Annotated in this window: 21 protein-coding genes; 8 read left to right on the forward strand and 13 right to left on the reverse strand. The window is 44.0% G+C overall.

The genetic code is table 11. The annotated features are described in order from the left end of the window. The first annotated feature begins 166 nt into the window (after positions 1–166). Together AC0J2X_RS06390 and AC0J2X_RS06395 are read left to right on the forward strand one after the other, a co-directional pair. Positions 167–1,423, forward strand: a complete 1,257-nt coding sequence (locus tag AC0J2X_RS06390; protein ID WP_014949936.1) for a nidogen-like domain-containing protein — start codon at positions 167–169, stop codon at positions 1,421–1,423. A 53-nt stretch (positions 1,424–1,476) separates the two neighbouring features. Beyond that, positions 1,477–1,956 (forward strand): invasion associated locus B family protein, encoded by a 480-nt coding sequence (locus tag AC0J2X_RS06395; protein ID WP_039236473.1) that lies wholly within the window; start codon positions 1,477–1,479, stop codon positions 1,954–1,956. A gap of 16 nt (positions 1,957–1,972) precedes the next feature. Here AC0J2X_RS06395 and AC0J2X_RS06400 read toward each other — a convergent pair whose 3' ends face one another. Continuing rightward, complete coding sequence (locus tag AC0J2X_RS06400) at positions 1,973–2,902, reverse strand: LysR family transcriptional regulator (protein ID WP_170826510.1); 930 nt, start codon at positions 2,900–2,902, stop codon at positions 1,973–1,975. A 99-nt stretch (positions 2,903–3,001) separates the two neighbouring features. Here AC0J2X_RS06400 and AC0J2X_RS06405 point away from each other — a divergent pair, with 99 nt between their 5' ends. Together AC0J2X_RS06405 and AC0J2X_RS06410 are read left to right on the forward strand one after the other, a co-directional pair. Next, positions 3,002–4,015: a zinc-binding alcohol dehydrogenase family protein gene (locus AC0J2X_RS06405; RefSeq protein ID WP_061486984.1), complete on the forward strand. Its 1,014-nt coding sequence runs from the start codon at positions 3,002–3,004 to the stop codon at positions 4,013–4,015. A gap of 76 nt (positions 4,016–4,091) precedes the next feature. After that, the gene (locus AC0J2X_RS06410) at positions 4,092–4,853 is read left to right on the forward strand and encodes a TerC family protein (protein WP_061486080.1); all 762 of its coding nucleotides are present in this window, start codon (positions 4,092–4,094) and stop codon (positions 4,851–4,853) included. A 64-nt stretch (positions 4,854–4,917) separates the two neighbouring features. Here the strand turns inward: AC0J2X_RS06410 and AC0J2X_RS06415 are convergent, their stop codons facing one another. Beyond that, positions 4,918–5,913, reverse strand: coding sequence for a YhdH/YhfP family quinone oxidoreductase (locus tag AC0J2X_RS06415; RefSeq protein WP_472995873.1), 996 nt, complete (start codon positions 5,911–5,913; stop codon positions 4,918–4,920). A gap of 220 nt (positions 5,914–6,133) precedes the next feature. Here AC0J2X_RS06415 and AC0J2X_RS06420 point away from each other — a divergent pair, with 220 nt between their 5' ends. Beyond that, a complete protein-coding gene (locus tag AC0J2X_RS06420) occupies positions 6,134–6,574 on the forward strand; it encodes a winged helix-turn-helix transcriptional regulator (protein WP_061486078.1) in 441 nt (146 codons plus the stop codon). Between the two features lie 212 nt (positions 6,575–6,786). On the opposite strand, the gene gtfA is transcribed toward AC0J2X_RS06420, so the two are convergent. From gtfA to AC0J2X_RS06435, 3 genes are all read right to left on the reverse strand, one after another. Next, positions 6,787–8,283, reverse strand: coding sequence for a sucrose phosphorylase (gtfA, locus tag AC0J2X_RS06425; RefSeq protein ID WP_069944553.1), 1,497 nt, complete (start codon positions 8,281–8,283; stop codon positions 6,787–6,789). Positions 8,284–8,656: 373 nt separating this feature from the next. Beyond that, positions 8,657–8,836: an oxidoreductase-like domain-containing protein gene (locus AC0J2X_RS06430; protein ID WP_014949928.1), complete on the reverse strand. Its 180-nt coding sequence runs from the start codon at positions 8,834–8,836 to the stop codon at positions 8,657–8,659. 230 nt (positions 8,837–9,066) lie between these two features. After that, positions 9,067–9,822: an SDR family NAD(P)-dependent oxidoreductase gene (locus tag AC0J2X_RS06435; protein ID WP_061486076.1), complete on the reverse strand. Its 756-nt coding sequence runs from the start codon at positions 9,820–9,822 to the stop codon at positions 9,067–9,069. 112 nt (positions 9,823–9,934) lie between these two features. Between AC0J2X_RS06435 and AC0J2X_RS06440 the strand changes: the two genes are divergently transcribed. Next, positions 9,935–10,840, forward strand: a complete 906-nt coding sequence (locus AC0J2X_RS06440) for a LysR family transcriptional regulator (protein ID WP_061486075.1) — start codon at positions 9,935–9,937, stop codon at positions 10,838–10,840. A gap of 77 nt (positions 10,841–10,917) precedes the next feature. Here AC0J2X_RS06440 and AC0J2X_RS06445 read toward each other — a convergent pair whose 3' ends face one another. From AC0J2X_RS06445 to AC0J2X_RS06460, 4 genes are all read right to left on the reverse strand, one after another. Continuing rightward, positions 10,918–12,687 (reverse strand): flotillin family protein, encoded by a 1,770-nt coding sequence (locus tag AC0J2X_RS06445; protein ID WP_039236487.1) that lies wholly within the window; start codon positions 12,685–12,687, stop codon positions 10,918–10,920. 18 nt (positions 12,688–12,705) lie between these two features. Further along, positions 12,706–13,320 carry an OB-fold-containig protein gene (locus AC0J2X_RS06450; protein ID WP_014949924.1) on the reverse strand — a complete coding sequence of 205 codons (615 nt, stop codon included), beginning with the start codon at positions 13,318–13,320 and terminating at the stop codon, positions 12,706–12,708. A gap of 113 nt (positions 13,321–13,433) precedes the next feature. Then, positions 13,434–14,159, reverse strand: coding sequence for a UDP-2,3-diacylglucosamine diphosphatase (gene lpxH / locus AC0J2X_RS06455; protein WP_014949923.1), 726 nt, complete (start codon positions 14,157–14,159; stop codon positions 13,434–13,436). Between the two features lie 140 nt (positions 14,160–14,299). Next, positions 14,300–14,791 (reverse strand): peptidylprolyl isomerase, encoded by a 492-nt coding sequence (locus AC0J2X_RS06460; RefSeq protein ID WP_014949922.1) that lies wholly within the window; start codon positions 14,789–14,791, stop codon positions 14,300–14,302. A gap of 185 nt (positions 14,792–14,976) precedes the next feature. Between AC0J2X_RS06460 and cysS the strand changes: the two genes are divergently transcribed. After that, positions 14,977–16,359 carry a cysteine--tRNA ligase gene (cysS, locus tag AC0J2X_RS06465; protein ID WP_061486074.1) on the forward strand — a complete coding sequence of 461 codons (1,383 nt, stop codon included), beginning with the start codon at positions 14,977–14,979 and terminating at the stop codon, positions 16,357–16,359. Positions 16,360–16,481: 122 nt separating this feature from the next. Here the strand turns inward: cysS and ctlX are convergent, their stop codons facing one another. Further along, on the reverse strand, positions 16,482–18,488 hold the full coding sequence (ctlX, locus tag AC0J2X_RS06470; RefSeq protein WP_061486073.1) for a citrulline utilization hydrolase CtlX: 2,007 nt from the start codon (positions 18,486–18,488) through the stop codon (positions 16,482–16,484). 213 nt (positions 18,489–18,701) lie between these two features. Between ctlX and AC0J2X_RS06475 the strand changes: the two genes are divergently transcribed. Further along, a complete protein-coding gene (locus AC0J2X_RS06475; RefSeq protein ID WP_014949919.1) occupies positions 18,702–19,136 on the forward strand; it encodes an Lrp/AsnC family transcriptional regulator in 435 nt (144 codons plus the stop codon). Positions 19,137–19,155: 19 nt separating this feature from the next. Here the strand turns inward: AC0J2X_RS06475 and AC0J2X_RS06480 are convergent, their stop codons facing one another. The 3 genes from AC0J2X_RS06480 to AC0J2X_RS06490 all read right to left on the reverse strand — a co-directional run bounded on the left by AC0J2X_RS06480 (position 19,156) and on the right by AC0J2X_RS06490 (position 22,478). Then, entirely contained in the window at positions 19,156–19,581 is a 426-nt protein-coding gene (locus AC0J2X_RS06480; protein WP_231513084.1) for a halomucin, read from the reverse strand. Positions 19,582–19,701: 120 nt separating this feature from the next. Continuing rightward, complete coding sequence (locus tag AC0J2X_RS06485) at positions 19,702–20,733, reverse strand: hypothetical protein (protein WP_061486072.1); 1,032 nt, start codon at positions 20,731–20,733, stop codon at positions 19,702–19,704. Between the two features lie 80 nt (positions 20,734–20,813). After that, entirely contained in the window at positions 20,814–22,478 is a 1,665-nt protein-coding gene (locus AC0J2X_RS06490; RefSeq protein ID WP_061486071.1) for a lytic transglycosylase, read from the reverse strand. Between the last annotated feature and the right edge of the window lie 48 nt (positions 22,479–22,526).

Raw genomic sequence — 22,526 nt, forward strand, 5'->3', positions numbered from 1 at the left:
TCTAAAGACAAGGATGTCAGGTTTTTTTACATTATATTAAACTAATTCATTATTTATTTTTTAAGCTTCTGTATTTAAAAGCTATTTTAGATTTGGCTTACACTTTGCTAAATCGGGTCTGCTAAATAATGAAATTCTTATTAACATAAACTACAAGGACGTATACATGAAAAAGTCTTCGCGTTTTTCATTATCCCTGTTGGCGAGCGCAGCGCTAGCATTCTCAATCTCAAGCACCACAGCCAATGCTTCAGTGCTCCTTTCCGGCTGGGAAGGCTCTACTGAAAGTGGATTTGGTAACTTAGCGATGAATGGTAACGACGACGGTTCATCGGGCGCTATCGTATTTGACGCATTTGAATCGCTTGCCTTCGATAGTGGCGTAAATTTCTTTGGTACTTCATACGATAGATTCTTCATTAACAATAACGGTAATATAACCTTCAATGGCACCGTGAGCTCCTTTACGCCAAGACCCTTCCCCATAAGCAACCAGCCAATGATCGCGCCATTTTGGGGCGATGTAGATACGCGCTGTGCAGAGTGTGGCGACGTGTTTATCGGTTCACCGAATGAAAACACGCTGGTAGTGACATGGAACGATGTTGGTTACTACAGTCAAAACAGTAACCCCACAAACACGTTCCAATTAGTGTTAATTGATCGGGAAGACACAGGTGCGGGAAATTTCGACGTTGAGTTTAGATATGAAGATATCGGCTGGACTTCAGGTAGTGCGTCAAACGGCGTTCCAGCACAAGCGGGTTATGACGCGGGAGATGGGGAAAACTTTTTCACTGTGCCGGGGTCTCAAACCGCCGCTATCGCTGATATAGACGAAAGTAACAGCAACACGGGCACGCCTGGTATTTGGAAGTTTGCTATTCGCGATGGCGTACTACCGGGTGATACTCCAGAAAACCCTATATTGCCAATTGTTAATCCAGAAACACCGACAGACTATGAATTTGAATTCTCTATCGATGATCCAGATGAACTTGTATTCATCGACCCAGATGTGGCAGTAGGCTATGACTATATTGTAAATAGTGGTCCAAACATCGCGTCAGTGCTTTTGCCTGAAGGTTACGACGACGACATGTTTGACCTATTTCTTTGGGACAATGTTCTGATGGATTGGTTCGATACAGGCACAGATATCACTGGTGGTGAGGAGTACGACTTCAATACCCCAGTTGACCGCTTCAGAATTATGGGAATTGATGTTTCGAATATGCTCGAGCCTACGCCGGACGCATTTGTAACCGGCCTCACTTTCGATGGTTCTGGCGTTGTTAATATGAACCAGAATGCCGTTACTGTGTTTGTACCTGATCCTGTATCTGTGCCAACACCCAATACTCTATTTCTAATGCTAAGTGCAATGTTTGCTACGCTTGTTATAAGAAAGCGGAAGCAATAAAGTTGTCATAAAAGAGGGGGAGCGTGCGCTCCCCGTTTTGCTAAGAGGTGAAAGTGAAATATTTAGTAGCAGTTAGTTTAGTACTTGCATCGTTTTTTTCATGGGCTGTAACCACAAGTGACTTTGGTAGTTGGAGTTTGCTATGTAATGATTCGTCTGTGTGTACGCTTAGCCAGCTCGTTGCCAAAGACAAAGAAGCAAAAAAAGTGCTATTGGGCGTCAACGTTGACTACTCCTATTCGCAAGATTTTCCAGTATTGAAAATAAAGCTTCCAAAAAATACACTCACAAAAAATGGTGTAGGAGTAAAAATCGACGATTTTGCATCCATACAAGTGCCATTCTCAGGCTGTGACGAGAAGTCTTGCCAAAGTATAGTGAAAATCGACAATGAGCTTTTGAAACAAATGCACAATGGACAGACTATGCTAATAGCGTTTCAAAAATCTGAAAACCAGCAAGTTACCTTGCCCATATCGTTGACAGGTTTTGAGGAAGCTTACGCACAGCTAAATCAAAGTATTCAAAAGTAAATGCACAGATACTCGTCTATTTTTGATATTTTGATACGCTGAATGCGGCTAGCTGCGCTAAACATTCAGCGCAGCGCTCTTTCAGCATATCTCTGAATAGTCTTACTGCTGGAGTAATAGATTGGCGGCTAGGGCAAATCAGCCAAAGCTGTTTCGGTTTAGGTTGATATTCGGGCAACAAGGTTACAAGTCGACCCTTTAAAATGTCGTCGCACGCATCTAAGCCAGATTTAACAGCAATACCTTTACCCGCAACGGCCCAACGCTTTACTATCTCTCCGTCGTTTGCGGTTCTGTTGCCTCGCATTTTTATCTTCAGCGGTGTCCCTTTGTGAAAAAACTCCCATTCGTTATATACCTTGTCGTGTAGTTGGTAAAAAAGTCCGTTGTGTGTTTGCAAGTCTCCAAATTTTTCAGGGGCACCATGAGAGCTGATATAAGAAGGGGAGGCAACAAGTAAACTTGGTACATCACAAATTTTGAAACCGTATACATTCGCATCGGTTGGAGTACCGTACCTTAGCGCTAAATCGACGGGATCGCGATAAAAGTCAATGTTGCTGTCACTCAGGTTGAGCTTTACGGTTATTTTGTCATGCAAATCCATAAAGTCATCTAGCCACGGCGCAATCACATTTCGGCCTAAATCAGACGATAAACCTAACCTAAGCTCGCCCTCAATCACGCCTGTATCGCCCTTTAAGTTCTGCTTGGCATTAGCCAGCATTGACATGGCTTCTTGGCACGTTGGCAAAAACCTTTCACCCGCAGACGACAGGCGTAGTGAGCGTGTAGTACGAACAAATAATTCGGCACCAAGGGCCTGTTCTACGCGTTTTACCGCAGCACTTGCGGTTGCTGTACGCATATTCAAATGTGTCGCTGCTGCAGTAATGTTTCTAAATTCAGCAACTTTTATCACTACATTCAAGTCGTCGAGTAACATGGCTTTCAAAAACTATTTGATAATGTTTCTTTTATTGTGCTGTTTATCCAAATTTAATCAAGAGTATGATGATGATATTACTCAAAGGAGAGACAAATGATGAAAGCTATTGGTTATACCCACTCACTTGGTATTAATGAGCCTAATGCACTGGTGGATATTGACATCGAAAAGCCCAGCGCGTCGGGTCGAGATTTACTTGTAAAAATAAGTGCGATAGCAGTCAACCCGGTCGATTATAAAATTCGTCATCGCGTTAATCCTAATGGAGGTGATCCCAAAATTCTGGGGTGGGATGCAGTAGGTGAAATCGTTGATATAGGCGCTGATGTTACCGAGTTCGCAGTTGGTGACAGAGTTTACTACGCTGGCGACCTTACCAGAGCCGGCTCAAACGCAGAGTTTCAATTAGTTGATGAACGTATTGTCGGTAAAGCGCCTAAGTCTCTGTCAGACAGCGATGCTGCGGCACTTCCTCTAACCACAATCACAGCATACGAATTGTTGTTTGAGCATCTTGCTCTAAGGCAACAAAGTGAAAAGAGCGATGAGGTTGTGCTTGTGGTAGGCGCAGCTGGTGGCGTGGGTTCTATTATGCTGCAATTGCTTAAAGTACTAACGGGGGCTACCGTGATCGCCACTGCCTCGCGTGAAAGCTCAAAAAGCTGGGTTCAGGAGTTAGGTGCCGACTACGTAGTGGATCACAGCAAGCCTATGGCTGAGCAAATCAAGGCGTTAAACATTGGTGAAGTGACTCATGTCGCAAGTTTAAATAATACGCACAAGTACATTGAAAGCTTTGTTGAAGTTATGAAGCCAAAGGGCAAACTAGCGCTAATTGACGACCCAGAAAGTCTTGACGTAGCCAAGCTAAAGCAGAAGAGCTTGTCACTTCATTGGGAGTTCATGTTTACGCGCTCAATGTTTGAAACCGACGATATGGCAGAGCAAAGCCGTCTGCTTGCTCATGTAGCATCGCTTATTGACGAAGGCAAAATTAGAACTACCGTTGGCAAACACTTAGGTAAAATTAACGCTGCTAACTTAATCGACGCGCACAAGATTTTAGAAGAAGGGCGAGCTATCGGTAAGTTGGTTCTAGAGGGCTTCTAAAGAAAGCGTGCTTGAGATGATATTCCGTAATACTATGCGCTAAATTAGGTGGTTTTGGCTAAGGTTTATAGCGCAAATGTTTGAATGGCTTGCGAGTCCAGAAGCTTGGGTGGCATTAGGCACCTTAATGGCATTAGAGATAGTGCTTGGTATTGATAACATAATCTTTATTTCAATATTGGTGGGCAGGCTACCTGAACATCAAAGAAATAAAGCACGTCAAATAGGCCTTGGTTTAGCCATGGGCTCGCGACTGTTATTGCTATTTAGTTTGGCTTGGGTAATGGGCTTAGTTAATCCGTTATTTAGCCTCTTTGGGAATGAAATATCTGGCCGTGACATTATTTTAGTGTTGGGCGGCCTCTTTCTTATTGCAAAATCAACCCACGAAATACATGCCAGTTTCGAGGTGACCGAAGCATCAACTACGGAAGTAGCAGCTTCTGGTTTTTTCTCAATTTTGGTTCAAATTGCGGTGCTCGATGTTATCTTTTCTCTCGACTCTGTTATCACAGCAGTAGGGTTAGTTGAACATTTGAGCATCATGGTTATTGCTATTGTTGCGTCAGTAGCAGTGATGCTAGTAGCTGCAAAGCCGATTGGCGACTTTGTGGATGCAAACCCAACCATTAAAATGCTGGCTTTATCGTTTTTGATTTTAGTGGGCTTTACCTTAATAACAGAAGGCTTTGATGTTCATGTACCTAAGGGGTATGTTTATTTTGCGATGGCGTTCTCGTTTATTGTAGAAATTCTGAATATTAAGGTTCGCTCGCGAAGAGCAAAGCAGGTCAGCACCATTCACTTGTCTAAAAAAATGAGTAACGACGGAAACTAGTTGCTCGTCGGGGCGAGTCAGATAAACCGAAGGCACCATATTAAGGTGCCTTCTTTTTATGTACTTAGCCTTGAACATTAACCAAAGTACGGCCAGAAACCTGCCCTTTTAAGATTACGTCTATGTTTTCATTTACCGCATCAAGAGTCACTTCCTCGGTAAGGTTATCAAGGCAGTTTAGCTTCCATTCACTAGCAAGCTTGTCCCACAACCTCAATCTTGGAGGCATTGGGCACTGCACAGAGTCGATTCCAAGCAATGAAACGCCTCGCAAGATAAATGGAAATACGCTCACGTTAAGATCTGCAGCAGCCGTAAGACCGCAGCACGTCACCGCGCCGCCATATTGCGTAGCTTTGATTGCCTGTGCTAGATACTCTCCGCCTACTGTATCAACGGCGCCAGCGAATTGCTCCTTAAGCATGGGGCGTTCTTTGTTTTCTAATAGTTCGTCGCGAGTTATCACTTTGCTTGCGCCAAGTGTCTTTAAAAATGACTCATGCTCTTTTTTTCCGGTGCATGCCACAACCGAAAAGCCAGCTTTGGCCAACAGGGCAACAGCGACAGAGCCCACGCCTCCTGTAGCGCCAGTGACTAGAATATCGCCTTTGTCAGGAGTCACGCCGTGTTCAACCAAGCCTTGTACCGATAGTCCTGCAGTAAAACCTGCGGTACCAATGATCATTGACTCTCTCAACGTAAGTCCATTTGGCTTAGCTACCGCCCATTCACTTGGAATTCTGATGTATTCGCCAAAGCCTCCAGCGGTGTTCATGCCGAGGTCAAATCCGGTGACAATAACTTCGTCTCCTTCTTTAAAGCGATTGTCACCACACGATACCACCGTGCCTGCTGCATCAATTCCTGGGGTATGAGGAAAGTTTCTGCTCACACCTGGATTGCCGGTGGCTGACAGTGCATCTTTGTAGTTAAGCGATGAATAATGCACCTTAATGAGTAGCGTGCCTTCAGGCAAGTCATCAAGTGAGCGCTGCGTTACGTTGCGCGTGAAGGATTTATCTTCCTGCTTTTCTACGAGCAAGGCTTTAAACGATGTCATACCTGTCTCCGTTAGTCGAATGATTACGCTACCCATTGTGACGATATATAAACTTTGCGCAAGTATGCACTTTTTAGTAGGGTAGTACCCTAAAAAATACTATTGGCGTGATGTAAACCCTTTGCTCGATTTAACAAAGACCACTGACATCAATGCTGACATTAATAATAAAGCCTTTTACGTAGTGAATATGAACGTAATTACTCTAAGAGGGAGTAGTATGACCGCAACTTTGAACAGTGTAGTGGCAGAGGAAAGTGATGTGACATCAGACATTGATAATAACGCCGTCCTAAAAAGCCAGAAACAAGATAATGCGCCCAATGCTGTAGAAAATACGAACGGCTCAAATCAATACATTTGTGGCGTAGCAGTATCCCTTGAGATAATAGGCGGTAAATGGAAAGGGGTTATTTTGTGGCACCTTTGCCATAAAACGCTACGTTTCAGTCAGTTGCGTAGACGATTGCAAGGCGTTACCCAGAAAATGCTTACACAGCAACTCAGAGAGTTAGAGCGTGATGGGTTGGTAAACAGGAAAGTGTATGCTGAAGTGCCCCCTCGTGTAGAGTATTCTCTTACCGATTTAGGCCGTACACTAGAGCCAACTTTACGTCAGCTATGTGACTGGGGTAGGGCGTATAACGACGACTACAGATAAAACACCAACACAAAATAATACGTCGTTTAGGTAAACGAGTACTGAGTTAATTCACAACAATACCAGTTCTTCTGGTGGGGCTTGTAATACTTAAATCGTAATGGCTAATCCAAGGTTTACGTGCCGCTAATGCGTTTAAGCGCATTGACGGCACGTGTTAGTTCCTGAATAGCTGAGCGCTAAGTAGCTAAACTATCGCTAAAGATTGCGTTTTAAGCAAGTAGCGAGTTGATTGACAACACGCTTTCTTCACCATTATCCACCGTATGAATTGTTGCATCCATGGTGCTGAAGTTCACGTTTAGTGACGCCGCATGGTTGCCGTTTTTCCACGAAAGCACGAATACGTTGTTGATGTAACTCACGTCAAATACACCGTTAAAAGCATCGCTTTCGTTTCTTAGCCTAATAAGCTGCATAAGGCCTTTAACCACTGGCTTCTCAACGGCTTCTTTTACCATGGCAGTAGACAAGTATGGGCGGTTGATGTCGCGGCCAACATTGGTTTTAGCAAGTAACGCCATGTCATTGTGCGCAGCAAGCAAGCCACCGTAATAAACTTGAGGGATACCCGGGCTAAAAAATTGAATGGCGCGTGCAACCAAATAAGCGAAGTCATCTTTACCTAACGCATCGTAATATGTGCAGTTTACCTGGTAAAGGTCTACATTATTTGCAGCGGCACCGGTGGCTTTTTTAGACTCGCCATTGGAATTTTCATGTATTTGGTCAACGAGCGAATTAATCGCATCTGCGGTAAGCAGGCCTGGTTTGTCACCATTCGCGCCCACGTCAACAATGCCGATGCCATCGTGAGTATCTAGCACGGTAAAGCAGTTACGTGGCGAAATTGAAAGCCAGTATGCCAATGCCTCTGCATTTTTAGAGAACAAGGTGTGTAGTACAAGCGGAGGTAAAGCGAAGTCGTAAACACTGTCGCAACGCGCAGCAATATCAATTTGAGTTTGATAGTGACTGTGTATTTCGACCAAACACTGCATGCCCATACCACGTGCGCGGTTTGATAATTCTTCGATAAATTCGAAGGTTTCTTCAAGCATAAAGCAGTTCGAACCTGCGCGTTTAATTGCATAGCCCGCCGCATCTAAGCGAATAAGATCAACATTACTTTCAGTAAACGACTGAAGAATAGAAGATAGGTAGTCTTTGCCTAACTGTGACTCCACATCAATATCAATTTGATTAGAGGTAAAAGTTGTCCAGAACGGCACGGTTTCAGGGTTACCAGTCTCTGTGCCCACCTCGTAATCGCTGAAAAACGGTGTGGGTCGAGGGCGGAACACTTGTGCTATTTGTTCGTCAATTTGCGTTTGATCGTTGCCCTTAAAAATATCTTCCTTGGTTAAGAACAGCGGCCAATAACTCGATTCGCGCCCGTTTTTCAGCACGTCTTTGAACGCTTCACTTTGCCCCGACATATGGTTAACAATGAGGTCGGCCATGATATCTACCGATTCGCCAAGCTTTTTAACGTTGTCCCAATCGCCCAAGCGCTCATCGACCAAGGTATGATCGATAGGATCGAAACCCGCGTCTTCACCATCGTAAGGGTAGTAAAAAGGAAGGATGTGAACACCCGTAAACAGGCCACCTAACGGGCCCTGAAGTATGCTTGTTAGACTCTCGATGTTGCCATCGCCTAGTCGGTCTGCATAGGTGATTAGTTGAACGCCATTGCGTATAGACATGATAACTCTCCAAAATTCAGCATGCGCTTGCTCGTACTTCTCTTACGTATCGCGAGCACACATTACTACGAATTAAGCACTACCAGTCTGGCAGATTCAAAATTAACCATGTAACGGGTTTAGCTTAATTCTTAATCTTCTGCTATTGACTGACCAAATTTGGTTGAGACTCACAGAAAATCAAAATCTTAATCGATTAAGATAAAATAGCAGTAGAATAGAAATTTGTAAATGAGAAGTTTAAAAAATGGAACTGTCGAACGCTCATGCGGCGGTTTAAATTAGGCAAGTTCTAAGGCAGGGTAGCTCGTTCAAGGGCTGTTCAATAGTAGAAAATAGCGAACAGGGCATTTTTAAATACGAGTACGGACCGCTAGTCTGGAGACCTTGTGTCTGATGACTCATTATTCGCTAACTCGTCAAATTCTCGCTTTGCTTCTTTCCACTTAGCAAGCTTTTCGTAGTATACGTCCCAAATACATGGGCAACACGAACCTCCGCCGCAACAATCGTCTCTTAATGGTTTCTCTGGTTCTTCGGGTAGCGACTTCATAGCACTTATCCTCGACTTTCTGCCTTAAAAATATCTAAATCTCAGATAATATTTTCAAGGCTTAACAATATCCTCACGTCCAAACCTAATGTTTAAGCGCAGAGAATACAACTTTGCCTGTGTATGTTACTCCTTATGATACGCCTTTGCAGCTTGAAAGGTTACAAAGGCGTTTAACCTATTTTCGTTAATACGTAAAAGCTGACATCAATGCCATCATGCTTATGGTGTTACAACTTCATACCACCAGATGCCTCAATCCTTTGGCCGTTAATCCAATAACTATCGTTACTTAATAGCGCTGCCATAACGCCACCTATATCTTCGGGTTGGCCAACGCGGCCTAAAGCGGTCTGAGAGGCTATAGCATTATTGACTTCGCTATTATCGCGAACATAGCCACCGCTAAAGTCAGTCTCAATGGCACCTGGAGCCAGGGTGTTTACTCTAATTTTACGGGCTCCTAACTCTGCAGCCAGGTAACGACTCATGACCTCTATGGCTCCTTTAGCCATACCGTAGGCGCTGTATCCTGGGAAGCAAAATCTTGCCAAGCCAGAGGAAACATTCAGTATTGCTCCGCCATCCTCAACAACAGGTAACAGTGTTTGGGTTAAAAAATAAGGTCCCTTCACATGCATATCAAATAGCGTATCGAACTGTTTTATACTTGTTTCTGTAAAAGAAGCATTTAGACCAACGCCGGCGTTATTTACCAGATAGGTAATAGCCTGTTTGCCAAATTGGTTTTTCAGGACGTCTTTAAGCGTAACCAGAAATTCCGGGAACGAATAATGCGAGGCGGCAGTGTTAAGGGGCAGGGCACAGGCTTTTCTTCCAATGCTCTGAATCTCTTTAACAACCTCATCGGCCGCTGCTTCATTAGTGTTATACGTGATAACAACGTCTATCCCTTTTTTCGCCAGTGCTAATGCGCCAGCACGCCCAAGACCTCGACTTCCACCTGTTATTAATGCAATCGCCATTGTTATCTCTCTTTGTTGGTTAATTCGTAGACGATTATATTGACTAAAATTGGTATGAAAAACCTACCTAAAGCGATAACATTGTTCTTATTTGGTGAACAATAGGCGAAAGATGGACAGGTTCGATATGCTTACACGGTTTGTAGAAACCGCGAGATTGGGAAGCTTCAGTGCGGCGGCTGCACTTCTAGGTTTACCGAAATCGAGTATTTCTCAAGCGGTAACAAATCTCGAAAAGCAGTTGGGCACACGCCTTTTTAACCGAAGTACGCGAAGCGTTTCTCTCACCTCTGATGGAGAAACGTTCTTGCCGCAAAGTATTGCCTTATTGAGTGAATGGGACGCCTTACAATCACAGTTCTTAACCTCAGCAGACAGCGTAAGTGGCGAGCTTCGTATCGATATGCCAAGCCGATTTGCAACCAATATTCTGCTTCCCATTTTAGGTGAGTTTATCTCTACTTACCCCAAGATTACGTTGCGAGTAAGCAGTGTCGATCGTAAAGTTGACCTTATTAAAGAAGGGTTTGACTGTGTGATTAGGGTTGGTGCATTAGCGGATAGCAGTTTGGTTGCCCGTCGCCTTTTAACTTATCCAATTTATAACTGTGTAAGTCCTGATTATGCGACGAAGTGGGGCATACCGCAGTCGCTGGAAGATTTAGCTAATCACAAGCTTATTGATTATTCCCATACCCTAAGTCACAAAACACCAGAATTTGAATTTATGAAAGGTGGAGAACTCCATGGTGTCGAAATGCAAAGCTTGTTAAGTGTTAACAGTACCCAGGCCTACTTTGCGGCGTGCGCAAGTGGATTAGGTATTGCGCAAATTCCAAGTGTGGGGGTTGAGTCAGAGCTGAAAGAAGGAAAACTAATTCGTGTGCTTCCTGAATTCGAGGCCCAGGCGATGCCGGTAAATCTCCTGTACCCCTCTAGAAGACAAATGCCACTTCGATTAAAAGTATTTTCAGAATGGTTAGTTGATAAATTAAGTGAAAACAAAAAGCCCTGTTGAATTACAGGGCTTAGGAAGTTGTGTCGTATTAGCTAGCTAAATACTAGCTCAATGAGCATTAATCAGCTCAATGAGCATTAATCAGCTGGAAGCTCTTCCGACGCTTTATTACCATTTAGGTTTTCTGGTGCTGCCACAATAGGTTTAGGTTTTACGGCATTGGCCTTGGTCAGTATGTCGCTGTTGCCTGTTACCAAATCATCTAATGTGCCTTTTTCCGCATCGACCAAGCCCACTTCACGCAACATAGAGTCTACCAGTGGGGCGTTAGCACGATAGCTTAGTGCGGCTTGCGTTACTTGTTCAGCTAAACCACTACCAGCAGTAGCAACGGTGTGATCGCCTTTCACGCCACTCCCTTGGCCGTAGCCTTGAAGAATTTTAATACCTTCTATGTTTTCAAGTGGCTTAACGGCGTGTGCCACAAGCTCAGGCAATATTTTGAGCATGGCAAGGGCTTTTTGCAGCTCAATTTGCTCGGTCTTAAGCGTATTTTCAGCCTCATAAAGCGCTTGTTTACCTTGTGCTTCAACAGCAAGCACTTTCTCATCAGCTTCAGCCTGAAGCATTTTTGCATCGGCAGCAGCCTTAGCTTCCGTAAGAATGGCGGCAGCAGAGTTTTCAGCTGCTTCTTTCTTAGCTTGTGCTTCTACGGTAATGCCCACAGCCTCACGCTCTGCCTCTTTACGCGCGTCTATAACTTCAATTTGCTTCTTACGCTCAGCTTCTGCCACCATTTTCGCTGTGGTTACTGCTTCCACTTTTTCCACTTTAGCTTTTTCCGCTTCAGCAGCTTTAGCACGCGCGGCCGACTCTTCCTCAGATTTTGTCGCAACGGCAATTTGTTTAATTTGCTCAGAAACCTCAACTTCTTGCTGCTGACGAATGCGCGCTTGCTCTAATGCCTGACGCTTAGCAATTTCTTGGGTTTCAATTTCCCGTGATTTTTCAATTTCCGCAGCCTCGATAGCACGGTTTTTAGCAATCTCTGCTTCGCGCTCTTCCCGTTCTTTCATTTCGCGCTGCTTAGCAATTTCTGCTTTTTGTTCCTGACGTTTAAAGGCAAGAATTTGCTCTTGGGCTAAGCGAGCTTCTTCTTCATCTCGTTTCACTTCTAGCGATTGTTTCTCAGCAGCCAAATTACGCTGTTCAATGAAAATGCGGTTTTCTTGTTGAATATCGTTGGTTTCTTTGCGCTTTTCTTCAATGATCTTCGTTAAGCGTGCACGCCCCTCCGCATCGAAAGCGTTGTTTTCATTGAAAAACTGTAGGTCGGTTTGGTCAAAACCAGTCAAGCTTACCGATTCTAACTCAAGACCGTTCTTTTCAAGATCGTTAGCCACGCTTTGCTGAACTTTTTGTACAAAGTCAGCACGCTGTTCATGCATTTCGGTCATGCTCATTTCAGCAGCTACGGCACGTAGTACGTCAACAAACTTAGACTCCATTAGCTTTTTAACTTCTTCAGCGCGAGTGGTGCGCGTTCCTAGCGTTTGCGCAGCCATTGATATGCCATTGGCATTGGGGGCCACGCGTAAATAAAAGTCTGCCTTAACATCAACACGCATGCGATCTTTGGTAATAAGCGCGTCTTTTTGAATTTTTTCCACTTCTATACGAAGGGTGTTCATATTTACTGGAATTATTTCGTGAACGACAGGAAGCACGATAGCGCCACCGTCCTTAATGACTTTTTCACCGCCTAAACCGGTTCTTACGAACGCTGTTTCTTTCGTCGCGCGGGTGTAAAGTTTGGCAAAGATAAGGCCAATAACGATAAGCCCTACAACAATAGCACCGGCAATAAAGAGTATTGACGGCAAGCTAGATGGTTGAATTGTATCCATACTTTTATCTCTTTTAGGTTATAGGTAGCGGGTTGCTAACCAGCTGTGTTGTTTTTTCTGAACTAAAATGACGCGCTCTCCCTGTGCGAACAACTCTTCATCTTCGAAAGGTTCTACTAACACAAAATGAGGCTGTGAATAATGGTCGGTAAACTTTGCTTCAGCTGGGTTGCCTCGGCTTGCTTTTCCAATCGTGATTTCGGCCACAGACCCAATGAAGTCATCGCTGTTAACCGCGCTAGACTCTACACTAGGCAACAAGCCTGAAATTACCTTTACGGTTTTAGCTGTTACGAATGCGCCAATAACAAATGCAAGAGGAACGGATAGGAAAGCTGGCAAGGTATAGCCGAGTGCACTCGCTGTTAAGCCGTTAACCATCAAGCCAACTAAACCGAATAGAGTAAGAAGTACTACCAGGTAAATAAGAAAGGGAACTTTATTAATATTAAGCCAGTTGGCAAACGAGGTATTAAGAAACCCATCGCCATCAAACTCTGCAAAATCATCGCCTAACCCCAACAGGCTTATACCAAAAATAGTGCTAACAAGTTCTAGTATGAAAATAAAGAAAACGGCTATAAGCGAAATGCTAAACCAGAAGTTTGTAGGGGAAAGAAGAACATCTGTCATTTACACCATCCATGATGACTAACTTGCTTTTATTCTTTATACCACAGAACAAAAATTAAGCCAGCGTCTGACACATGTACTTTCGGCTAGTTTGTAACAAATAATGATGGGGGCTAACTGAAGTTATGTTTCTGCAGCATCACATCATTTTCAGTAACTTTTAATACACTGCCTTGATCATACCAATCGCCAAGTACAATACGAGTTGCAGGCTTGCCGTTTGCTGTAAGGCTATGAATGTTGGGTCTGTGTGTGTGGCCATGTATCATGCGCTGCACGCCCCATTTTTCCATGACTTTCACCACTTCTTCAGGCGTGACATCCATAATATCTGGCTTAAGATTTTGCTGCTTAGCCTTACTTTCCTTGCGACCGTTATCGGCAACACGCTGTCGATACCATAAAGGAAGTGCAAGCATTAAACGTGGCCACCACCAACCGCGGGATTTCTTGCGAAACTTTTGATAAGCAACATCGCGAGTGCATAGTTCGTCACCATGAGTAAGCAGGGTAGGTGTGCCGTATAAGTCTACAACTTCTTGTTCGTTTAATAACGTCATGCCGGCTTTTGATAGCCACTTTTCACGTATGGCGAAATCGCGATTACCGTGAATAAAGTAAATAGGGCAATGCTGACTCACTGCCTTGAAAGCTGATGCTATGGCAGTGTTAAATGGAGTAACGTTGTCGTCGCCAATCCAAACTTCAAACAAGTCACCAAGAACGTAAAGTGCATCAGCATTAATCGCGTCTTCTTTTAAAAAGCGCATTAAGCATTCTGTAATGTCAGGGCGGTCAGCACTTAGGTGCAAGTCGGCAATGAAGTAGGTGAACGACATAAATCTTCTTATTGTGGTTTAAAAATCCGCGTTAAAGTAACGCGGCTTGTATTTAACTCAAGGCCTTGAGTATGTCTTGAAAATCATATTGGCCAAGGCGTTATTGAGACAGCTATTCAAGCATAGATGTCAGCGGCTATTTAAGAAATAGTCGCTTTTTCAATGATAACAGGCTCAACAGGAACATCCTGGTGATAGCCGCTGTTACCGGTTTTAACGGCTTTAATTTTTTCAACAACATCCATACCTTCAGTTACTTTACCGAATGCACAGTAGCCCCAACCATTGACAGACTTGCTAGAGTGGTTAAGGAAGTCGTTGTTATTTACATTAATAAAAAACTGAGCCGTCGCAGAGTGTGGATCTTGGGTACGCGCCATCGCGATTGTACCCACTTCGTTTGCTACGCCGTTGTCCGCTTCGTTTTCAATAGGGTCTTTTGTGTCTTTCTGATCCATATCTGGCGTAAAACCACCACCTTGGATCATGAAGTTGTTGATTACACGGTGAAAAATAGTGTTATCAAAAAAACCGTCTTCAACGTAAGAAATGAAGTTAGCTACCGTTTTAGGCGCTTTATCTTCAAAAAGCTCTAGGGTGATGTCACCGAAATTTGTTTTTAACGTAACCATTGTGGTTTGTCCTGTGTGTTAGCATACATATAAAGTGGCGGCATTTTAGCGCAAAACGAGTCGTTAGCGCAAAGAGACGGTTATCGCAAAACCCAGCCATATCGTTGCAAAAGGCTTGTACCATTTAAATCGTGACAGTGCTAAACTTTGCGGCCGAAAAATTATGACAAATAGGAAATATAGACATGCTACATCTTTACAACACCCGAACCCGTGAAAAAGCGAAGTTTGTACCGCTTCAAGAAGGGAAAGTGGGTTTGTATGTTTGTGGTATTACCGTTTATGACCTAAGTCATATGGGTCATGCCCGTACTTACCTGAGTTTCGATGTCTTAGTACGCTACATGCGCCACCTTGGTTTAGATGTGAAGTACGTGCGCAATATCACCGATATCGACGATAAGATTATTGCTCGCGCCAATGAAAATGGCGAAAGCTTTGAGGCGCTAACTGCACGCACTATTGCCATGATGCACGAAGACTTTGCGGCGATTAACTTACTAGAGCCAGACGTCGAGCCGACAGTAAGTGGACATATGGATGAGATCATTGAAATTATCCAGCGACTAATGGACAAAGGTTACGCCTATCAAGCTAAAAGCGGCGATGTACTATTCGACGTAAGCAAGTACGAAGATTATGGCAAGTTAAGCAAACAAGACTTAGATCAGCTTAAAGCGGGTGCTCGTGTTGAAGTGGCGGCAGGAAAAGACGACCCGCTAGACTTCGTACTGTGGAAAACCACCAAGCCTGGTGAGCCGGCATGGCAATCGCCATGGGGCGAGGGACGTCCGGGATGGCACATTGAATGTTCTGCAATGAATCATAAGCATCTTGGTGCGCACTTTGATATTCACGGCGGTGGCTCAGATTTAACGTTCCCACATCACGAAAACGAAGTGGCTCAGTCGTGCTGTGCGTATGACACACCTTACGTAAACGTGTGGATGCACGCGGGTATGGTACAGGTTAATGACGAAAAAATGTCTAAGTCATTGGGTAACTTTTTTACCTTGCGCGATGTGCTTAAAGAGCACGACTCAGAAACATTGCGTTTCTTCTTAATGTCGGCGCATTACCGTAGCCAGTTAAGTTACTCTCAAGACAATATTACTCAAGCGAAGGCCGCCCTAGAGCGTTTGTATACAGCCCTTCGTGGTGTTGAAGTAGATGAAAGCACTGATCTGAGCTACGGTGGCTATCTAACGCGCTTTGAAGCGGCAATGAACGACGATTTAAACGTACCTGAAGCCTTTTCGGTGTTGTTCGATGTGGCACGTGAGCTTAACCGCCAAAAAGATAATGTAGAAGAAGCAGGTAAACTGGCTGCTGTTCTTAAAGGTCTAGGCGCAATTTTGGGTATACTTCAAAGTGATCCAGACACCTTCTTGAAAGGCGGTGAAGGCAATGACGACGAAGCGGCTGAAATTGAAGCGTTAATTAAACAGCGTAACGATGCCCGTGCCTCCAAAGACTGGGCAGCGGCAGATGCCGCACGCGATGCGTTAAACGCAAAAGGCGTTGTGTTAGAAGATGGCCCAAGCGGTACTACGTGGCGTAAAGCGTAATTAGCAGCCCATACTTTTTAACAGAATGAAGGCCCGCATTTGCGGGCTTTCTTTTTAGTTAAGCTTAAAGCGCACACCGAGTTTTCATCATTGAACAGCGGTTTTTGGATATACGCACGAGGCTAAACATCTGAAAGTAAAATGGTATCTCCCGAGCTAACGTTTAATGCTTGTGCTGTTTTGCGAGAGATAGCAGCTATTTCGTCTTGTTCTTCGGTTTCTGCCATCATTGCATAAAAAGGCTGGCTCAACGTGGTGATAAGCTTCATTTTACTCTCGGTGCCGCGCCTTGTACCTTCGCAAACTTTTATTCTTACTTGCCTTGTTGATTTGACAGTTTTTAGGCTTAAAACTTCAGCTTCCATACTTGGCGCACCATCAAAAATATCGATGTAGTTCGTGAATTTAAACCCTTCTTTTTCTAGCATTGCCATAGCGGGTTGGCCGTCGTTATGTGGTTTACCAATAGCCGACTGAGCCTCTTTGGGTAACATATTTACATACAGCGGAAGTTTGGGCATTAAATCAGCAATAAATTGATTTCCGTTTACGGCACCATATAAATCCGCTTCAGCGTATGTCATAGGAAAAAAGTGACGTCCGACGGCATTCCAGAAAGGCGATTCCCCATCCTTATTTACATAGCCTCGTAGATCGGCCATGACCTGCTTTGGAAATACATGCTGATGTAAACCCATAAAAAGGTAGCGTACTTTTGAAAGTAGTTTTCCGTTGAAGTGTTTTCTGTATTCAGGCAGTAAGTAGAGTGATGCCACTTCCGCGTACCCCTCAAAATGGTGACTTAGGTGCAGTATTTCGTGGGTGTAGTGTGCGCCTAGTGATTTATTTCGCTGTGCGACTTTTTCTCGCTTGTAACTATAAAAACTGTCTTCTTTTCCTAATTCACCAAAAATTGCAGATGTACCAATAAGCTTGCCAGTTCGAAGGTCCTCCAATACAAACAAAAGGTAGTCTGGACGCTCTTGACGCATAAGTTTTTGTTCTTCTCTAATGGAACGCTTTAATTTGTTATCAAGCGTTGCTCTATCCGGTGGGAAGGTTGTCATACCTGGCGATGCAGCTTCAGCTAACGCAAGCAAGCCTTCCAAGTCATCACCTTTTGCTAGTCTCACGCGAGTGTCAAAGCTGATGTTATTAGTCGTAGTTTGTTCAGCGCCAATCGTTTTACACTCAAGGTGAATACCCGCGACCATGCAGCGAACGGAGCCTCCTCCCATTTCAATAGTAGGCACTGCGATGGGAAGTAAAGTAAGATCGCTGGGTAGTAAAGCTAGTTGCTCTTCGTTCATTGAACTAAAAGCAGTGTCTGATATAAGTAATAAACGTTTTCCATTGCTATTCAAAAGCTCTAGGCAGTTTCCGGCAAAACTATTCACTTGTTCTTCGCTAATTTCGATGACGTTTTTACCTGTCTCCTTAAGTGTTGAAAGCACCACATTTTTGTCGCTTTCTTCTATCATGCTAGTAGCAACAATGGCAAAATCACTGCCCACACACATCATTACGTTGGTGTGGTAAATCGCCGTACCAGCAGTATCAAAGGCGCTAAAACATATAGGCGTTAAACCAATAGCTTTACACGCCGATATTACAGCTCTCTTATTGGCTCGTTGGGATAGGCAAACATAGGCTAGCGCGTTTACATGGTCGATCACCATAGCCCCTGTACCTTCAACAATATCTCCGTCTTCTTCAAAGAAAGATAAATCTTTAGCTTGCTGTACGATATAGTGTTGCTGCAGATAACTGACAATATCGTCACGACGCTCCGCTCGGCGGTTTTCACAGTACATAGGGTAGGTGACAAGCAAACCGTTGGGATGTGTACTTAACCAATTATTTGGAAATACGGCATCGGGCGTGTTTTCCCCTTCTGTTTCAAACACCTCTACCGTTATGTGGTTCATACGTAAAGTGCGAACCATCTCATCAAATTCCGCACACGCATTCTTTGATATTTCCGCTCTATTTTTTCCCGTCGATACAAGTGGCTTCTGAAAACTATTGTCTTTGGCTGTTTGTTCGTTGGGGCGAAAGGCACAGGGTCGTACCATTAAAACGGAATTTGGTGTAGTTAATCGTGAGTTTCTGATGTGACTGGCTTGCATATAACGTCCTACAGCCCTTAGCTGAAATATTTCCACTGAAAAGAGCGTGTATTTTATTCTCTGGCGAATTCACTTAACCATGCTCAAGGTGTTGCAAGTTGTTATTTAGTTTAAGCATAATGTTCAATAGTTTTATCATTATGCGTTTTGCTAATTAGTCTTGGAGAACGAGTTAATGACTCGACGATTTGTTTATCTATTGGGGAAATAGCTATGTATGTAGATTTAGATGCGAAAGATCGCGAGCTTCTCGATATATTGAAGCGCGATGCGCGAACACCTGTAACCGTGCTAGCTGAAGTACTCTCGTTATCGCGAAATACGGTGCAAAAACGAATCGACAGGTTAGTAAATTCGGGGGTGATCGACGGTTTTACTATTCGTGTAAACGAGCAGCTGCAACCAGACAAAATAAAAGCTCTTATGTCAGTCGAGCTTGAAGGGCTTAGTACAACACAGCTTATTAGTAAGCTTAGGCAGGTGAATGGTGTTGAGCGGTTTCATACTACAAACGGAAATTGGGATTTACTTATTGTTATAACTGCCGAAAGTCTCGCGCACTTAGATGGCATTTTAAAAGAAGTGCGCGGCGTTAAAGGCGTGCTTAATAGTGAGACGAGTATTATTCTGTCTACTACTGAAAAATAGTGTGTACGCCTTATCAGTCTTAGCAGCTATTGTCGCCATTTATCCATCGATTTACATCATCACTTAAATTTAAGTCTGTGCCCAAGTTAAACTCACCTTCTCGAACAGATACCTCGCTGCCGTAGGTTGAGTGGGTAACGGTGACGTGTAAAAAAGGATATTGCGGGGTGCTCCCTTCTTTACGACTGGCCGTGAGTTTGTAGCCGTTTTGTATTGTGTACGTGTTTACGACTATATCGCTATGGATTGGCTGATGCAGTGTGGACCAGCATCGGTTTGCATTGTATTCAATGCGCTCAACTATTTTTTCAGGTTCTTGGTTGGTGGAAATAGAAGAGGTCGGCAAGATCACCATACAGCCTGAAGCAAATGCCGCTATACAAATTACTAGTATTGCGTGGTTAAATGAGCGGCTGAACGTTCGGCAGCGTTTAATTTTCATCATAAGTCCCTCTAATCGTTATAATTATATTCATAAGGACTTTATATTAGCTTATTTGTATGAACAATGGCTGAACAGAATACTGGCTAGCGTTCACCTTGACTCAACCGCTTTGCAAATTAATTAAATTTCGGGCTTGCCAGTGGGGATTGCTGATTCTTTTTCGGTGAGATGTGACTTCCAACGCTGCTGTGCAACGTGCTCTTTCACCAGTTCTAAGCATTCGTTTACAACGTTAAGTACTTCTTTATCAAGTGCATCGGCGGTAGGGGTATAGTTGTGCATGCCGACTGAAATGAAATGGTCGATGCGCTCTGCGTCTAAGTCGCTTAACAGATTAACTAGCGATGTGGTCACGATATCGGTGACTGACTCTTCCAACGTATTTTCAATGGTTTTGCCGATAACAGGTAGGTAATGCAGGGAAGAAACTTGTGCATTACTTCTCACCGCTTTACCCACGCTCTTGCGCACGTGCTCCCGTATCACCTCGCCGTGCTCTTCGCTTTGAATTGACTGGCCTAAATGGTTGATAACGCCAGCCATCCATTGGGTAATGACAGGACGGCGGGGGGCCAGTACCTGTGCGTTGATATCGTCTAATAAAGGCGAACCTGCAGAGATGTCTTTTTGCGCATCGCTGAGCACTTTTACAACAATTCGGTCGCTTAACTCTTCGACAAATACATCGTAGTAAAACGCAAAAAAGCGAAAGACCGCGGTTTGATTTAAGTCGATGATTTCGAATTTGTGCAGGCGGTGCAAAATAGAAAATATGCGCAAGAAACGAAATAGGCGGGTAGGTCCAGTAGGGATTAGACCTATGATATCGTACCAATGCAAAAACGGAAAAAAATACCAGCGTAAGTGTTCTTTACGCACAATAGCTACAACCCACCGGAAGCAAAATTCGCTGAAGAAAATGGCGATAAACACCAAGTCGACCAACAGAAAGTTGTTGTGAACGGGATCGTAAGCACTAAGAAAAGCGGGAAAATACGTGCCCAATAGACCATAGACAAAGTCGGTGGCGTATAAGGCGTCGAAAATGAGCCATGTTAGGTTCACAAAAAGTATACCTAACATGACTAAATCTAAGATTAACCAAGGCGTTTCATGACTGTTTCGCAAATTTTCTCGGTTAATTCTTAGCATTTCCTTATCCTGTATTCTGACTTAAAGCGTGACGTAAATGCAGTTAGGCATGAACAGTATTGAACTTTAAGTATTAAAGGTTAGCTTGATGCGTTCAACCTTGTTACGTCTACATAAAGTTTTAGCTTCTGACCAGGTTGTAGATAGCGCTTGGTATTAAGTGAATTCCACTTGCCTATGTCGCTTACTCTAACATTGAACTTGCTGGCGATACGAGACAACGAATCGCCATTTCTTACTGTGTAGGTCACTTTTTTGGTAACACCGTCTTGCGCTTTACCTTCCTGCCAGATAACTAAGGTTTTGCCAGGGTGAAGCATATCGCCAGGGGCCATACCGTTCCATTTAGCTAACTGTTTAGTGCCTATATTGTACTTACGAGCAATATCCCAAAGCGTATCACCAGATTGTACGGTATGACGTACTTTTTGCTTAGACGTGTTGCCGTTCTGCAAGCTGGCTAGACGCTGTTCCTGAGATAATGTGTAGCTGTCCAGTTCTTGAAGTGCTACTGGTACCATTATCGCTTGACCCACGCGGATTATGGACGAGTCTAGCTCATTCACTTTTTTAAGAACTTTCACGGTGGTGTGATACTGCTTAGCGATTTTACCTAAGCTGTCGCCGGGCTTCACCGAGTGGCGCACCCAGTTCAATCGCTCTTTTTGATCAATTTTAGCCAGTGCTTGAGAGAACGCAGCAGCCTTATCAAGGGGAAGTATTAATCTATGTGGTCCTTCTGGTGACGTTGCCCAACGATTGAACCCTGGGTTTAACCCGTGTAGTTCTTTTAAAGACATACCAGCAAGTTCGGCGGCAAACGCCAAATCGACCTGTGAGCCGATATCAACAACTTCGATAACCGCTACATTCTCAACTTCAGGCCACGCATACGCATATTCATCTTTATTTTTTAGAATATCAGCCAGCGCAAGCAATTTAGGCACGTAAGCACGTGTCTCTTTGGGTAAATTTAAGTTCCAAAAGTCGGTAGGTTTACCCGCGCGTTTGTTAGCTTTAATAGCCCTTTGAACGCGGCCTTCGCCACTATTATAGGCGGCAAGTGCGTGCAGCCAATTACCATCAAACATTTCGTTTAGATAGGTTAGATAGTCAAGTGCACCTTGTGTTGAAGCAACAACGTCTCGACGTCCGTCATACCACCAATTCTGTTGCATACCAAAGCGCTTGCCTGTGCCAGGAATAAACTGCCACATACCAGCCGCTCGGCCATGGGAATAAGCAAAGGGATCGAAAGCACTTTCTACTATTGGTAAAAGCACAAGCTCCATCGGCATGTCGCGCTTTTCAATTTCTTCGGTAATGTAATAAAGAAAAGGCTTGGCACGTTTTACAACGCGAGCCATATACTCTGGGTGCTTCAGGTACCATTTACGCTGTGCGCTAATGCGTTTGTCGTCAGGGATAGGTAAGGCGAAATTCGCACTTGCACGTTCCCATACGTCAGTAACGACCGCCTGCGTATGCATATCCGGTGTATCGGTAAGCTCAGCGCCTTCTTCTAGCGTATCATCATTGGGGTGAACAACATCAATAACACCGTCTCTTGCAATTTCACAATCAGAAATGGCTTCTTCGTTGTTATGAATTTCACTGCACGCTTCTAGCGAAGCGGTTTCGTTACTTTCTAATTGTGCATTGTCGTTATTATTATCGGTTAACTGACAACCCGTTAAACCTAGCGCCAATATCAGTGGCGACAGTGGGAAAAACTTCAACTGCATATATGAAGAAACCTCGTGGAGCACTGCAAACCGACCATGTTACGATAA

Source organism: Alteromonas sp. R7 (genome assembly GCF_055755235.1).